We start from the raw sequence: 15,071 nt of genomic DNA on the forward strand, positions 1-15,071 counted from the left end.
CTGAGTTAAGCCTTGGAGCTTCCCGTCTTGTTCTTGTTGTCAACGATCCGGAACGAATGGCTGCCCCAGGGATGCCGGCGTGTTCATCATCGTCAGACGCTTGTTGCGCGAGATTAGAACGAGAACCACGACGGTTGCCAGATAGGGCAGAGAAGAAAGCATCTGCGAGGGCACTGGAATGCCAAAAGCCTGTGCATGAAGCTGGCCGATCCACACCGCGCCGAAGATGTAGGCGCCGGCCAGTACCCGCCATGGCCGCCAGGACGCGAACACCACCAGTGCGAGTGCGATCCAGCCTCGGCCCGCGGACATGTTCTCGACCCACTGTGGCGTATAGACGAGCGACAGATGCCCACCGGCAAGACCGGCGCAGGCACCGCCGAAGATGACCGAGAGATAGCGGTAACGGATGACCTTGATGCCGAGCGCATGCGCCGAGGCATGGCTGTCGCCGATCGAGCGCAGCGTGAGGCCGGTACGCGTCTTGAACAGGAACCACATCACCGCCGCCGTCAGGGCGATCGAAATGTAGAAGATCGGATCCTGGCCAAAAAGAAGCCTGCCCACGACCGGTATGGAACTGAGGCCGGGAATATCGAGATTGGGCAGCCTGACGCCGGGCTGGCCGACGAAGCTTGTTCCCATCATGCCGGAAAGGCCGAGACCAAGCAGCGTCAGTGACAGGCCTGTTGCCACCTGGTTGGTGGCCAGCGACAGCGTCATCACGGCAAAAAGCAAGGAGAACAGCGCGCCCACGACGATCGCCGCCAGAAGGCCGATCCAGGGCGATCCCGTCAGATAGCCGGCCCCGAAGCCGCCGACGGCGCCCATGACCATCATGCCTTCGACACCGAGGTTGAGCACGCCGGAACGTTCGACCACCAGTTCGCCTATCGCCGCGATCAAAAGCGGCGTCGCCGCCGTGGCGATGGTCAGGAGGATGTTGACGGTGATGTCCATCAGCGGGCTTCCTTCAACTTTGGTGCGGCCTCGAGCTTCGCGGGCGTTTCCTGTTTCGTCAGCGCCAGACCGATCAAGCGGATGCGGTAATGAATGAGCGTGTCGCAGCCGAGCACGAAGAACAGCAGCATGCCCTGGAACACCCTCGCCACCTTGTCGGAAATGCCGAGTGCGCTTTGCACGGCCTCGCCGCCGAGATAGGTCAGGGCCAGCACCAGGCCCGCGGCGACGATGCCGAGCGGATTGAGGCGGCCGAGGAACGCCACGATGATGGCCGTGAAGCCATACCCGGGCGAAATCACGGGCTGAAGTTGCCCGATGGCGCCGGAAACTTCGGAGATGCCGGCAAGGCCGGCCAGCGCTCCCGATAGCAGGAAGGCAAAGAACACCATCCGGTTGAGGCCGAAGCCGGCGAAGCGCCCTGCCCTTGGGCTGGAGCCCAGCACGCGGACCTCGAAGCCCTTGAGCATGCGGCCCATCAGGATCCAGATCAGCACCGCGGCCACCAGGGCGAACACAAACCCCCAATTGGCGCGCCCGGCATCGGGCATCAGTTCCGGCAGCACGGCCGCGTCGCCGAACTGGATCGTCTGCGGAAAGCCGTGGCCCTGCGGATCGCGCCAGGGACCCCGCACCAGCCAGTCGAGGAAGAGCTGCGCGACATAGACCAGCATGAGGCTGGTCAGGATCTCGTTGGTATTGAACCGGGTCTTCAGCAAGGCCGGGATCGCTGCGTAGGCCGCACCGCCGAGCATGCCGAGCAGAAGCATCAGCGGCAGCACCAGCGGGCCATCGAATTGCGGGAACAGCACGGGAATGATCGAGCCGAAGATTGCGCCGAAGATGAACTGGCCTTCGGCGCCGATGTTCCAGATGTTGGCCTTGTAGCAGACCGACAGGCCGACAGCGATCAGGATCAGCGGCGCTGCCTTGATCGCCAGCTCATGCAACTGCCAGACCTGGCTGATCGGCTCGATGAAATAGATATGGAAGGCATTCAGCGGGTTGACGCCGAGCAGCGCGAACAGAACCGCGCCGGCAATGATGGTCAGCGCGAAGGCGATGAACGGCGACAGCATCGAAAACAGCGCCGAGCGCTGCGGGCGTTTGACAAGTTCGAGGCGCATCATGCCGTCTCCAGCGTATGTTCGGCGTGGCCGGGCTCGGCGCCACCCATCAGCAAGCCGACCTTCTCGAAAGTCGCTTCGGCGATCGGCATCGGCCTGGACAATTCTCCATTGTGCATGACGGCGATCGCGTCCGATATTTCGAACAGCTCGTCGAGATCCTGGCTGATCACCAGCACCGCCGATCCGCTGCGAGAGAGCTCGATCAAGGCCTGACGGATGTGCGCTGCGGCTCCTGCGTCGACACCCCATGTCGGCTGGTTCACCACCATCACGCTTGGGCGGCGGTCGAGTTCGCGGCCGACGATGAATTTCTGCAGATTGCCGCCCGAAAGTGCTGCCGCTTCGGGATCCGGCGCGCTCTTGCGCACATCCATCGCCTCGATGATGCGCTGCGAGGCGGCATAGACGGCGCCGCTTTTGACCATGCCGCCGGTGCCGACAAAAGCCTTGCCGTCCGTGGCATGGCGCGACAGCAGGAGGTTTTCCGAGAGCTTCATGCGCGGCGCGGCGCCATGGCCGAGACGCTCCTCCGGCACGAACGCGGCCCCCAACAGGCGCCGCCCGGTAATGGTGAGGCTGCCGGCGTTCTTGCCGCGGATGCGCACCGAAGCGGCATCCTGCTGCAAAACCTCGCCGGAGACGGATTCGAAGAACTCGCCCTGGCCGTTGCCGGCGACACCGGCAATGCCGATCACCTCGCCAGCGCGGACATTGAGGCTGATGTTCTTGAGCGGAATGGAAAACGGCGTTGCCGGCTTGCGGTTGAGGTTGAGGATTTCGAGCAGCGGCTGCGCGGTTTCGATCCCCTCGACCGGCGCGCGCACCACGGCCTGCACTTCGTTGCCGACCATCATGCGGGCGAGCGATGAGGCTGTCTCCTCGCGCGGGTTGCAGTGACCGACCACCTTGCCGTGCCGCAGCACCGTGGCGCGGTCGCAGATGCGTTTGACCTCTTCGAGCCGGTGCGAAATGTAGAGGATCGATTTGCCTTCCGCGCGCAAGCGTTCCAGCGTCTCGAACAACTTGTCCGCTTCCTGCGGCGTCAGCACCGATGTCGGCTCGTCCAGGATGATGAGCTGCGGCGTCTGCAGCAGGCAGCGGATGATCTCGATGCGCTGGCGCTCGCCGACGGACAGATCGCCGACCAGCGATTCCGGATCGAGCGGCAGGCCGTAGCTGTAGGAAAGGGCCCTCGCCTTGGCCGCGATGCTGCCGATCGGCGAGCCGTCATCCAGCGACAGCGCGATGTTCTCGGCGGCCGTCAGGGCTTCGAACAGCGAGAAATGCTGGAAAACCATGCCGATGCCGAGCTTTTTGGCAACGCCTGGACTGGTGATCCGCACTGCCTGGCCGTTCCAGAAAATCTCGCCGGAATTGGGTTCCAGCGAGCCGAACAGCATCTTGACCAGTGTCGATTTGCCGGCGCCGTTCTCACCGAGCAAAGCGTGGATTTCACCTTTGGCGATGTTGAGATCGATATGATCGCACGCTGTCAGCGTGCCGAATATCTTGGTCAGGCCCCGAACCTCGAGCAGGTTCGCCCCATCATGATTTGCACTCACAGTGCCTCCCGTCCGGATTACCGGACATGTTCTGTGTTCCCGCAAGCATCGTATGCGCGGCCGGCTCTCGTGCGAAAGCAGCACCCAACTTGAAAGAGCTTCAAGAATTTCAGCGGAAACTCAAGGGCAAAGATCAGCCTTCCTTCGCACAAGCATATGGCGGGCCGGCTTTTCGGGCAAACCATGCTCGCGGCTGCGGCAGCGCGCTGAAAACCCAGGCAGATTGCCTTCAGGGAACCAGGATGGTCGTACCTGTCGTTCTGCGGCCTTCAAGGTCCGCATGTGCCTTGCCGGCATCCTTCAGTGCGTAGCGCTGATTGATCTTGATCTCGACGGCGCCGCTGAGCACGACCTCGAACAGTGCGGCGGCGGAGGCATCGAGGTCCTCACGTCTGGCATTGTAGACGAACAGCGTCGGCCTGGTTGCGAACAGCGAGCCCTTCTGCGCCAGCAGCGACATCGAGAACGGCGGGATGGGTCCCGAGGACTGGCCGAAGCTGACGAACATGCCGAGCGGCTTCAGGCAGTCGAGCGAGGCCGGAAATGTGTCGTTACCCACCGAATCGTAGACGACATCGCACTTCTTGCCGCCGGTGATGGCGGCTACGCCGGCGACGAAATCCTGCTCCTTGTAGTTGATGACATGGTCGAAGCCGTGCGCCTTGGCGAGTTCGATCTTGTCGGTGGAACTGGCGGTGCCGATGACCGTCGCGCCGAGATGCTTCGCCCATTGGCCGAGGATCAGGCCGACCCCGCCGGCCGCGGCATGAAACAGGATGGTGTCGCCCGCCTTCACCTTGAAGGTGCGGCGCAGAAGATATTCCGCGGTCATGCCTTTCAGCATCATGGCGGCGGCCTGCTCGTCGCTGATGCCGTCCGGTACCTTGACGACCTTGCTGGCATCGATGACGCGCTCTTGCGCGTAAGCGCCGGTCGTCACGGCATAGGCAATCCGGTCGCCCGACTTCAGCCAGTCGATGCCCCCGCCGACTTCCAGCACCACGCCGGCGGCTTCGCTGCCCGGAACGAGCGGAAATCCGCCGGGCGGCGGATAAAGACCCGAGCGATGATAGACGTCGATGAAATTGAGACCGATCGCGGTATGCCTGATCAGGATCTGCCCCGAACCCGGCTGGCCAGGATCGGTGTCCTCATGGATCAGGACTTCCGGACCGCCATTGGCGTGGATGCGGATGGCTTTGGACATGGAGAGGATTCCTTGAAGAGCGGCTGGTCAGGCCTTTTTGGCGCCGAGGTTCGGAAAGAACTGCATGAGGCCACCAATGGTTGCGAGATAGAGCCCGGTAACGGTGATTCCGATCTTGGTGAAAGTGCCGACTTGCTCGCCCAGCACGCCGATCTGGTCGTAGAAAGCGGCGAGTGCGGCCTGCGCAAGCGCGAGCGCGCCGAAAGCACACCACAACAGCGTCATGCCGAGATTGATCGGCCGCAGCCGCTTCACCCGCACCGGATGGATGAAGTTTATTGGGACAAAAGTCAGAATGCCGGCCACCACCACCACCGCGAACGAGACCCATTGTCCCGGTTCGATGACAAACAGCGTGAACACGACCATGTTCCAGACCACCGGGAATCCCTTGAAGAAATTCTCCTTCGTCTTCATGCCGGTGTCGGCATAGTAGATCGCGCTGGAGACGACGATGATCGCCGCCGAAAGGAACGACAGGCCCTCGCCCATGAAGCCCCGTTGGTAGAGCGCGAAGGCCGGGATCAGCACGTAGGTCACGTAGTCGATGATGTTGTCGAGGAGTTCGCCGGACCAGGTCGGCAGGATTTCCTTGACCTCCAGCTTTCGGGCGATCGGCCCGTCGATGCCATCGACGAACAGCGCCAGGCCTAGCCACCAGAACATGGCCGTCCAGCGCTCCTCGCTCGCCGCCACCAGCGACAGGAAAGCCAGGAACGAACCGGAGGCGGTCAGCAGATGCACCGAAAACGCACGCGCCTGCGGCCAGGTGACCTTCTTCTTCGGCCGCGGAATCCGGTCGGTGATCTTCCCGGCGATCTTGCGGGCTTTTGTGTTCTTGCTCACGGGCCCCGCCAATCAAGCTTGCAGATCTCGGCCGAGCGGCCGGCGAAATTCCAGTTGCGGCCAAAGGCGCGCATCTTGCTCTTGTCGGACCTTGCCACGATGATCTCCGGCGCGATCCAGTATTCCGAGTTCGTGATCACCGTATCCTTGTCGCGGTCCTTGCCCGCGATTGGCGTGACCGCCCCGTCGATGATCTTCGGAATCTGGAAGATACGCGTCTTGTCCCGTGTCTCGTAGGTGATCGGCACCTGTTCTACGCCCAGGAATTTGCCGACGAGGATCGAGAGCAGCGACGTGGTCCCGCCGGCCTTGCCGGTGAAGATCCTGGTCAACGCCTTGACCGCGTAAACCGAGGCTCTGATGTCGATGAACAGGCCCGCGGTCCAATTGCCGCGGCTCATGTAACCGGGGATTTCCATGATCAGCCCAAGGTTGAGGCCGGAGAGGTCGACTTCGCCGAAGTGACCCGCATCGATACGGAAACCCGCCCATGTCTGGCAATAGCCTTCTGTTGGTGGGTGACTGCCGAGCGACAAGACGCAAGGGCAAAAAACCGTGCAATTGCAGGAGAGTACGAGCTCTCCTTTCATTGCCCAGCCCGGGTCAGTCATCGAATTCCCCCCAATCACAGTGAGACTACTAGCAGCACGGCTGCCCAGACAAGCAGTATCGCACCGGCCAGCCGGGTTGGAAGACTGCCCATCGTTTGTTTTTCAATTAGGGTGAACACGCCGATCAGCGCCATCCAGAAGACGTTCATGACGCCGACGGCGAACATCACCAGCATCAATGCCCAGCAGCATCCCAGGCACCAGATACCTTGCACGATGCCCAGCCGAAAGATGCGGAAGGTCTCGGCACTCCAGTTTGAAAACAAGGTCGAGAATGGGTTCCGGCATTTCGTCAGGCAGGCCTCCTTGAGGCCGCTGAACTGGTAGAGGCCGGCAACCAGCAAGGCCAGCCCACCAGCAACGCCAAGCACCGGATCGAATACCCCCGCGGACGCGGCGACTGCGTGGACGGCAAGTGTCAGTGCCGCAAACAGCAGCGATGCGGCGAGCCAGGCGCAGAGGTAGCCGGCAACCAGCACCAGCGGATGGACGACCGGCGCCCGCTTGATCCGCGCCGTATCGGCGATCTCGCAATAGGTGCGGATCATCGGTGCCGCCGACGGCAGCATCGCGGCGATCGCCATCAGGAACCACATGAGGATGAGTGCCAAAGCACGCGGGCCGATGCTTGCGTCCAGCGGCGCTGGCGAAAGGCAAAGAACGAAAAAATGGTCCAGGAAATCGGGCAGCGGCAGCTGTGGCAGGTTGCGCAGGAGAGCGTCACCCGGCGCGCTGATCCGCGCCTCGGCGCCGCGTATCGCCATCGCGGCAAGCAGCAGCCAGGCCAACGCGATGCTTGCACAGACGACGACGTTGACCGTCAAACGCGGGTCGCGCGCGACATTTGCCGTGGCGCGGCCGGCGCGGTCGAGATGGCTGAAGTCGTCCTGTTGGCCGGTCATGACATCCGAATGGGCCGAATCGCCGCGTTGATCAAGCCGCATGATCTGCCCTATATGCCTGTTTGGACTGGCAGGTCTGGTGGCCGCCTCTCAACTGCAGACCGGAAGCCGATCTTGGAGCATCAGGAAACAGCGCGGATACTGATTGCGGGCACGGGGCCGGCGGGGTTGATCGCCGCGCTTGCCTTGGCCGATGCCGGCTTTCCGGTGACGATTGCCGGGCCGGAAACCTCGGCTCCCGACGGTCGCACCACGGCGCTCATGACGCCTGCCCTGAAGGTGCTCGAAGGGCTGGGCGTGCTCGAGGACATCAGGTCCAAGGGCGCGCCTTTGAAGGTGATGCGCATTGCCGATGCGACCGGCCGGCTGATCCGCAGCCCCGTCGTCACCTTCCGCGCCAGCGAGATCGGCGAGGAACAGTTCGGCCTGAACCTGCCCAACGGCGTCCTTGGCCCGGCGCTTGCCAGCAAGGTGGCCGCGCATTCCGGCATCGAGTGGCGCAGATCCATGGTGAAGGCATGGCATCTCGGCGCCGGCAAAGCGCATGCCACGCTGGCTGATGGCAGCGAGATCGATGCGTCCCTTGCGGTCGCCGCCGACGGCCGCCTGTCGCCGGCCCGCGAGGCCGCGGGCATCTCGACGGCGGCGCGCGCCTACCCTCAGGCGGCGCTTGTCCTCAATTTCGGCCACAACCGCGAACATGGCTTCACCTCGACGGAATTCCATACAGAGACCGGCCCGTTCACGCAGGTTCCACTGCCGGGCAATCGCTCCAGCCTTGTCTGGGTGGTCAAGCCAGAGACCGCCAAGGAGCTTGCCGCTTTGGACGATGCAACGCTCTCGCTCCGCGTCGAGCAAAAGATGCAATCGATGCTGGGCCGGGTATCCGTCGAGCCGGGTCGCCAGATTTATCCATTGTCGACGGTGACCCCCCTGCGTTTCGCGGCGCGACGGGTGGCGCTTGTCGGTGAGGCGGCGCACGTGTTCCCGCCGATCGGCGCGCAAGGCCTCAACCTAGGCATCAGGGATATTGACGATCTGGTTGGAATCGCGCGTGAAAATCGTGAGGATCCGGGGGCTGTTGCGGCCCTTGCTGCATACGATTTCAAGCGCCGGCCCGATATTCTGGCGCGCAGCAGCGCAGTCAATCTGCTCAACATGTCGCTGCTTTCGGACATGTTGCCGGCGCAGATGGCGCGTGGCGTTGGCCTGGGTGTACTTGGCGGCTTTACGCCGCTGCGCGCCTTCTTCATGCGGGAAGGGCTTCGCCCGGGCAGCGGCTTTGCGGCAGTTGCGGGCGGCCTTCGGAAGCCGGCTCGGCAGCGGTAGCGATTTTGCGGACTTTGCCGCGGTATCGCGACGTTCATCAAAACCTTTGTTGCGCATACCGCGTATCTTGAAGGCGCTCAGACGCTCGGGATTGAATTGATGCGGAGTCTGCGCCAAATAAAGCCAAGGAATTCAGTGGTGAGTGCGATGAAAACGGCCAAATTCGCGATCGGACAGGTGGTTCGCCACCGGCTGTTCCCGTTCCGAGGCATCATTTTCGACGTCGATCCGCAATTCGCCAACACCGACGAATGGTACGAGGCCATCCCCGCCGACGTACGGCCGCGCAAGGACCAACCATTCTACCACCTGCTCGCCGAGAATTCGGAAACCGAATACATCGCCTATGTGTCCGAGCAGAATTTGCTCGAGGACCAATCGGGAGAACCTGTCCGCCATCCGCAAATCAAGGAAATGTTCGACAAGAAGCCGGATGGGCGCTATGCGCCGAAACGGCAGTCCAGGCACTGACTTCCGGCATGCTGAGTATGGCCAGAAATGAAAAAAGCGGGGCATGACCCCGCTTTTTTGACTCGCTATATTCCCGACGCTGGATCAGTTGGCGGTCTTCGCCTTGTCCTGCTCGTCCTTGAGCTTCTTGGCGAAATCCTGGTTGTTCTTGGCGACGAAGTCCTGAAGCTTCTTCTGCCGGTCCTCGATGTCCGACTGCTGCAGCGGCGGGCCGTCATAGGCGCCGCTGAAGCCCTGCAGCGCGATCTTGATCGGGTTGGCCTGGTTCTGGAAATTGATCGAGGTCAGCGTGATCCCCTGACCCTTCTTGAACGAAGCGACAAGCTGATCGGTCAGCGGCACTTCCGCCACGCAACGATCCGGGAAGCAGATGACATAGTCGAGCTTCTGCGCCTTGCCGGTGTCGATCTGCAGGCCGATGCCGGGAGGCACGAGGCGGCCGGTCGGGACCGTCACCTGGAACACTTTGCGGTTCACCTTGCCCTTGAGCTCGATCAGGCTGACGCCGGTCACGAGTTGGCCATTGCCAGCGGTGACGATGTTCTGGACATTGCAGATGTCGACGTCTTCCTGCTTGGTGCAGGCCTTGAACCAGCCCTGCGGAATCTGCGGCTGCTGCTGCGCGGAAGCAGAGGGAAGTCCTGCGCCGAGAAAGCCAACCACGCCTGCGGCCATGACCGACAGGCGGTACGCGTTGCTGTTCAGGCTCGTCATGTCGTGCACTTCCTCTCAATGATCCCGGGACCGGCTTCTTCGCGCCGTGTGGTCCAGCTACCTGTTGCCAAAATGAGGCAACAGAATGACTTCGGACGGCGTGTTACACTGCAAGCGGCGTCGAATCCAGCCCGCCGACCGGTAATTCTTGACGACGCCATTGGCCGCCACGCAGGTGCCCCATGCTAGGGTGCGGACCGAATCATCAAGCCGACCTGTTAAGGAGACGGTCATGGGCCGCGTTCTTGTTTGGCTGGTCACCGCATTATCGTTTTTCAGCCTGTCGTCGCCTCCGGCGCTGTCGGAGCCGAAACACGCGATTGCGATGCAGGGCGAACCGGCCCTGCCGCCGGACTACACCCATTTCAGCTACGTCAATCCCGACGCGCCGAAGGGTGGCAGCATTACCTATTGCGTCGTCGGCAGCTTCGACAATCTCAACCCTTTCATCCTGAAAAGCCTGCGCACGACCGCGCGCGGCATGATGGACACGATTTACGGCAATCTGGTCTTCGAGCCGCTGATGCAGCGCAGTGCCGACGAGGCCTTTACCCTTTATGGGCTTCTGGCCGACACCGCCGACATGGATCCCGAGCGCAAGACCATCGAATTCCATCTCAACCCGAATGCCAAATGGTCGGATGGTCAGCCAGTGACGCCGGAAGACGTGCTGTTCACCTACGATGCCTATACGCAGAAAGGCCGTCCGCCCTACAGCGACCGCATGGCCAGGATCGCCAAGCTCGAAAAGACGGGCGACCATAGCGTGCGCTTTACCTTCAATGACAAGGCCGATCGTGAGTTTCCGCTGATCATCGCGCTGACACCGATCATCCCCAAGCACGCTTTCGACATCGACACTTTCGACAGGACGACGCTGAAGCCGTTGATCGGCAGCGGTCCCTACAGGATCGCGCAGGTGACGCCCGGCCAGCGCATCGTCTTCAAGCGCAACCCCGACTATTGGGGCAAGAACGTTCCCGCCAAGCGCGGTTTCGACAATTACGACCAGATCACCATCGAGTATTTTCTCAACGCCAACGCCAAGCTCGAAGCTTTCAAGAAGGGTCTTTGCGCCATCGACGACGACAGCGATCCGGTGAAACGCGAGCGCGATCTCGACTTTCCGGCGTTTCATAGGGGAGACGTTGTCTCAGAAACCTTCGATACCGGCATTCCACCCGTCGTGACGGGTTTTCTGTTCAACACGAGGCTGCCGAAGTTTTCCAACCCCGTGGTTCGGCGCGCGCTCGGCATGCTTTATGATTTCGAATGGGCCAACAAGAACCTGTTCGGCGGCAAGTACACCCGCACGATGAGCTACTGGCAGAACTCGGAGCTTTCCGCGCTCGGCCATCCGGCTGATGACAGGGAAAAGGCGCTGCTGGCGCCCTATCCCGGCCGCGTGCCGGCCGACGTCATGGACGGCACCTGGAAGCCGCCGGTGACGGACGGTTCGGGCCAGGACCGCAAGGTGCTGAAGACCGCTTTCGATCTTCTGAAAAGCATCGGCTACCATGTGCAGGACGGCACGATGATCGATCCCGACGGTAAACCTTTCGGCTTCGAGATTCTGACCGCCTCGCAGGATGAAGAACGTCTGGCCGGCATCTATCAGCGCACGCTTGAGAAGATCGGCATCAATGTCAGCATCCGCAGCCTGGACGGCGACCAGATCCAGTCGCGCAAGCAGCGTTTCGATTTCGAGGTCCTGATCGGCTCCAGCGGCTTCAACAATTCGTTGTCCCCTGGCATTGAGCAGATCGGGCGCTGGTCGTCCGCCGCGGCCAGGACCGAGGGATCGTTCAACCTCGCCGGCGTCGCCGATCCGGCGATCGATGCGGCCATCGACGCAATGCTGCGAGCCCGTTCGAAAGAGGATTACGTCGCGGCGGTTCGCGTTCTCGATCGGCTGCTGATCTCCGGCAATTACATGGTGCCGATGCAGTACAATACGCAGCAGTGGCTTGCTTACTGGAATTATCTGGAACATCCGCGCAAGACGCCCATATTCGGTTATCAGCTGCCAACATGGTGGCGCAAACCGAACTGAAGTCCGGAGATCGAGATGAGCGAAGCGAACGCCATAACCGTCGACGTGGTGTCGGACGTCGTCTGCCCGTGGTGCTTCATCGGTCAGAAGCGGCTGGACAAGGCGATCGCCGCGGCCGGCGATGTCGAAGTGCATATACGCTGGCGGCCGTTCCAACTCGATCCAACCATTCCGCCGCAAGGCAAGGACCGCCACGACTACATGCTGGCCAAGTTCGGCAGCGACGAGCGCATTCGCGAAATTCATGCTCGCATCGAACCGCTTGGCGAAGCTGAAGGCATTTCCTTTGCCTTCGACGCTATCAAGGTGGCGCCGAACACACTCGACGCGCATCGGCTGATCCGCTGGGCCGGTGCCGCCGGCGAGGACGTCCAGAACCGACTGGTGCGCCACCTATTCCAGCTGAATTTCGAGGAAGGCGCCAATATCGGCGACCACACCGTCTTGGTCGAAGCTGCCCGCGAGGCCGGCATGGACGCCGCTGTTGTCGAAACGCTCTTGCCGAGTGACGCTGATGTCGAGGCGGTTCGCACGGAAATCGCCACCGCGTCGCGCATGGGCATCACAGGCGTGCCGTGCTTCCTGCTCGAGGACAAATATGCCGTGATGGGTGCGCAGGATGCCGACACGTTGGCCGATGCGATCCGTCAGGTCGCGGCGGCCAAGGCGCGTGGCGAGTTGGAGAAAGCCGGCTGAGGCCAGCGGACGCCAATTCGCCTTCATTTGGCGTGCTGATGAAAGAGCCGCTTGCCATTGGGCCGGTGCGGATCACCCCTTTGGTTGACGAATGGGCAAGAACGATCCTGCACTCCCGCTGTTCCAATCCGATATCGGCGACTTCGCCACGGCGAGGAATCAGACGTTGAGGACAGCGTGTTCTCAGGCATTCTGGCCAGGTCTCGGCAAGAGAACCCCGGCCCTCATGATTTTTTGAGTCACGAAACCGTGTACCAGGTTTCCCCAGGGGAAGATCGACAGAAGCCCCGTTCGCCGCGTCCAAGTTGCTGAAACCAATCAAAATTTTCTGATCGTTGCCCACCGTTTTGCTGGCGATTCGATCTTCAATCTGTTGCCTCAGTGCAACGGCCGCGAGAGCAATCCCATAGGCCTGGTTTAAAAATTAATGGAAAATGATCAATTGGTGTTACCATCCGTAACAAAACAAAAAAGGTTTGGGCGGGATCGTGATTCGGATCGGCAGGCGATCGCAAGAGTCAGTACCGGATGGACTACACAGCGACGCCGCAGGGCGGTCGCATTTGACGCCGGTATCCTCGATGCGCAATTTCTGGGGGCTCGTGCGAGCCTACTGGATTTCGGACCGCTGGAAGGAAGCCTGGGCGCTGACGCTGGTAATAGCCCTGCTCACCGCGCTGTCCAGCAAGGCTAGCGTGTGGTTCGCCATGGCGTCGGGCGAATTGGTGAATTCGATCGCCTTCCTGCACGATGCCGCCAACACCAGGCCCTTGGAGACAATCCTGACGAACGCCGGCATACTGGTGCTGCTGGTCATGCTCAAGGACGTCGGCTTCACCGGCGTGCGCAATCTCGTCTCGGCAACCTTGCACCGCAAATGGCGCGGCTGGCTGAACGACCAATTCAACCAGGCCTTGCTCGACGGCAACCATACCCATTTTCACGCTCAACATGGTTCCGCGGACGGCGGCATCGTTGCGCCCGACAATGTCGACCAGCGCATCCAGGAATCGATCAAGGACATGACCGGCGGTGCAATCGGCCTCGCTATGGGCGTGCTGGGGCTGGCGACTTCGCTCTATTTCATAGGCCAGAACCTGTTGCAGTCGTCAGTGGAGGTCAAAGGCCTGGAGTTCCTTGGCAGCTATGGCAGCGCTGTTCTCGCCCTTCTCGCGGTTGCCACTTACGTACCCCTCAACACCTGGATCGCCGTCAAGCTCGGCAGCCTGCTGGAACGTCTCAACATTCGCATGCAGAAGGCCGAGGGAAGTTATCGTAGCGAACTGACGACGTTCCTGCGCCGCAGCTTCCATGTCGCCGCCTCGCATGGCGAGGGCGTGCAGAAGAGGATGCACGACCGGCTCTATGTCGACATCGATCGCACCTGGGGGCGGCTGAATGTCGTCAACACCAGCTATATGTCGTTCGAGCTGATCTACAACTTCGTCGGCGCCCGTATCGTCGCCTATGCTCCAGGCCTTGTGCCGTTCATCCACAGCCGCTTGGACTATAAAGGCTACATCACCGGCTCCGAAATGGTCGCCCAGCTCATCAGCCAGTGTTCCTGGTTCATTCATGTCATGCCCGCCATCGCGACGCTGCGCGCCAACAGCCAGCGCGTGACGGAGCTCGCCAACGCGATCGAGAAAGTCCAGCACCCGCAGGAATTCTACAGCCAGAGCGGCCGTTCCGACTTCCACTACGCCAGCCAGAATCCGGTCTTCGGTCTGACCATCCAGAAGCTGGAGCTGGCGCATCAGGGTGAGGATGCGACACCATTCCTCAGTTCCGCCAACCTGCGCTTCCGGCGCGGCGAATGGACCTTCCTGAAAGGCGAATCCGGGTGCGGCAAGACCTCGCTGATCAAGGCGATCAACGGCCTGTGGCCTTATGGCCGCGGCACCATCGTCTTCCCCGAGGGCGTCAAGAGCTTCTATGCCGCCCAGGAGGTCAAGCTGCCGCAGGTGTCGCTGAAACAGCTGGTCTGCCTGCCAGGCTCCGAAGGCGACCACGGCGATACCCAGGTCGCGTCGGCACTGCACAAGGCTGGCCTTGGCGATTTCATCGAACACATGGCCAATGAAAGCCGCGAGGGCAAGAACTGGGATCAGGTCCTGTCGGGCGGCCAGAAGCAGAAACTGGTGGTGGCTCGTATCATCCTGCAGCAACCGGGCCTGCTGTTCCTTGACGAGGCCACCGGGGCTCTCGACCCTGATGGCAAGATTGCCTTCCACCAGGCCATCAAGGACAACTGCCCTGATGTGACGGTGATCAGTGTCATGCACGAAGCCGTGGCACCGAGATCTGCCGCCGGGACCGAGTTCTACCACTCGATGGTCCTGATCGCCGATGGCGTCGCCACGAAGAAGCCGCTTGCCCCGAGCCTGCCGCTGGAACTCACCACGATCCTGGCCCAGCCAAGGCCGGTCGAGGACAAATGGACGCGTTTCTCGCGCCGGCTGAAGCAGAAATAACGCTGATGTCCCCGTGGCTTGCCATGGTGAACGGTCCACGGTGATCACAGTCTCGCGATCCGGGCCGTTCGGCACTGTTTTCCTTCCTCACCGCGATTGACTCGGCAAGGCGCGCT

General features: G+C 61.6%; 13 protein-coding genes. 5 read left to right on the forward strand and 8 right to left on the reverse strand.

Going from position 1 to position 15,071, the window contains the following annotated elements:
- Window positions 1–39 precede the first annotated feature (39 nt).
- From FJ950_RS25970 to FJ950_RS26000, 7 genes are all read right to left on the reverse strand, one after another.
- A complete protein-coding gene (locus FJ950_RS25970; protein ID WP_015317890.1) occupies window positions 40–960 on the reverse strand; it encodes an ABC transporter permease in 921 nt (306 codons plus the stop codon).
- Window positions 960–2,090, reverse strand: a complete 1,131-nt coding sequence (locus tag FJ950_RS25975; RefSeq protein WP_140619642.1) for an ABC transporter permease — start codon at window positions 2,088–2,090, stop codon at window positions 960–962. Before FJ950_RS25975 ends, FJ950_RS25970 begins: the two co-directional genes overlap by 1 nt.
- A complete protein-coding gene (locus tag FJ950_RS25980) occupies window positions 2,087–3,652 on the reverse strand; it encodes an ABC transporter ATP-binding protein (protein WP_140619644.1) in 1,566 nt (521 codons plus the stop codon). Before FJ950_RS25980 ends, FJ950_RS25975 begins: the two co-directional genes overlap by 4 nt.
- Before the next feature lie 229 nt (window positions 3,653–3,881).
- On the reverse strand, window positions 3,882–4,859 hold the full coding sequence (locus FJ950_RS25985; protein ID WP_140619646.1) for a quinone oxidoreductase: 978 nt from the start codon (window positions 4,857–4,859) through the stop codon (window positions 3,882–3,884).
- 27 nt (window positions 4,860–4,886) lie between these two features.
- Entirely contained in the window at window positions 4,887–5,705 is an 819-nt protein-coding gene (gene pcsA / locus FJ950_RS25990; protein ID WP_015317886.1) for a phosphatidylcholine synthase, read from the reverse strand.
- On the reverse strand, window positions 5,702–6,316 hold the full coding sequence (locus FJ950_RS25995; RefSeq protein WP_023795157.1) for a DUF1326 domain-containing protein: 615 nt from the start codon (window positions 6,314–6,316) through the stop codon (window positions 5,702–5,704). Before FJ950_RS25995 ends, pcsA begins: the two co-directional genes overlap by 4 nt.
- A 14-nt stretch (window positions 6,317–6,330) precedes the next feature.
- Window positions 6,331–7,260, reverse strand: coding sequence for a DUF2182 domain-containing protein (locus tag FJ950_RS26000; protein ID WP_140619648.1), 930 nt, complete (start codon window positions 7,258–7,260; stop codon window positions 6,331–6,333).
- 72 nt (window positions 7,261–7,332) lie between these two features.
- Between FJ950_RS26000 and FJ950_RS26005 the strand changes: the two genes are divergently transcribed.
- Entirely contained in the window at window positions 7,333–8,547 is a 1,215-nt protein-coding gene (locus FJ950_RS26005) for a UbiH/UbiF family hydroxylase (RefSeq protein WP_140619650.1), read from the forward strand.
- Between the two features lie 147 nt (window positions 8,548–8,694).
- Window positions 8,695–9,018: a heat shock protein HspQ gene (gene hspQ, locus FJ950_RS26010; protein ID WP_027142695.1), complete on the forward strand. Its 324-nt coding sequence runs from the start codon at window positions 8,695–8,697 to the stop codon at window positions 9,016–9,018.
- Window positions 9,019–9,102: 84 nt separating this feature from the next.
- On the opposite strand, the gene FJ950_RS26015 is transcribed toward hspQ, so the two are convergent.
- The gene (locus FJ950_RS26015) at window positions 9,103–9,732 is read right to left on the reverse strand and encodes an invasion associated locus B family protein (protein WP_015317881.1); all 630 of its coding nucleotides are present in this window, start codon (window positions 9,730–9,732) and stop codon (window positions 9,103–9,105) included.
- Between the two features lie 232 nt (window positions 9,733–9,964).
- On the opposite strand from FJ950_RS26015, the gene FJ950_RS26020 reads away from it, so the two are divergent.
- The 3 genes from FJ950_RS26020 to FJ950_RS26030 all read left to right on the forward strand — a co-directional run bounded on the left by FJ950_RS26020 (window position 9,965) and on the right by FJ950_RS26030 (window position 14,955).
- Window positions 9,965–11,785 carry an extracellular solute-binding protein gene (locus tag FJ950_RS26020; RefSeq protein ID WP_140619652.1) on the forward strand — a complete coding sequence of 607 codons (1,821 nt, stop codon included), beginning with the start codon at window positions 9,965–9,967 and terminating at the stop codon, window positions 11,783–11,785.
- 15 nt (window positions 11,786–11,800) lie between these two features.
- Complete coding sequence (locus tag FJ950_RS26025) at window positions 11,801–12,481, forward strand: DsbA family protein (protein WP_140619654.1); 681 nt, start codon at window positions 11,801–11,803, stop codon at window positions 12,479–12,481.
- Window positions 12,482–13,062: 581 nt separating this feature from the next.
- A complete protein-coding gene (locus FJ950_RS26030) occupies window positions 13,063–14,955 on the forward strand; it encodes an ABC transporter ATP-binding protein/permease (RefSeq protein WP_181171440.1) in 1,893 nt (630 codons plus the stop codon).
- The last annotated feature ends 116 nt before the right edge of the window (window positions 14,956–15,071 follow it).

The organism is Mesorhizobium sp. B2-3-14 (assembly GCF_006442175.1).
Taxonomy (GTDB): domain Bacteria; phylum Pseudomonadota; class Alphaproteobacteria; order Rhizobiales; family Rhizobiaceae; genus Mesorhizobium; species Mesorhizobium australicum.

Coding starts and splice junctions, on each gene's coding strand:
- FJ950_RS25995 (WP_023795157.1), bottom strand. CDS start 6,316: ATGACTGACCCGGGCTGGGCAATGAAAGGAGAGCTCGTACTCTCCTGC.
- FJ950_RS26025 (WP_140619654.1), top strand. CDS start 11,801: ATGAGCGAAGCGAACGCCATAACCGTCGACGTGGTGTCGGACGTCGTC.
- FJ950_RS26000 (WP_140619648.1), bottom strand. CDS start 7,260: ATGCGGCTTGATCAACGCGGCGATTCGGCCCATTCGGATGTCATGACC.
- FJ950_RS25975 (WP_140619642.1), bottom strand. CDS start 2,090: ATGATGCGCCTCGAACTTGTCAAACGCCCGCAGCGCTCGGCGCTGTTT.
- FJ950_RS25985 (WP_140619646.1), bottom strand. CDS start 4,859: ATGTCCAAAGCCATCCGCATCCACGCCAATGGCGGTCCGGAAGTCCTG.
- hspQ (WP_027142695.1), top strand. CDS start 8,695: ATGAAAACGGCCAAATTCGCGATCGGACAGGTGGTTCGCCACCGGCTG.
- FJ950_RS25970 (WP_015317890.1), bottom strand. CDS start 960: ATGGACATCACCGTCAACATCCTCCTGACCATCGCCACGGCGGCGACG.
- FJ950_RS26015 (WP_015317881.1), bottom strand. CDS start 9,732: ATGACGAGCCTGAACAGCAACGCGTACCGCCTGTCGGTCATGGCCGCA.
- FJ950_RS26020 (WP_140619652.1), top strand. CDS start 9,965: ATGGGCCGCGTTCTTGTTTGGCTGGTCACCGCATTATCGTTTTTCAGC.
- FJ950_RS26030 (WP_181171440.1), top strand. CDS start 13,063: ATGCGCAATTTCTGGGGGCTCGTGCGAGCCTACTGGATTTCGGACCGC.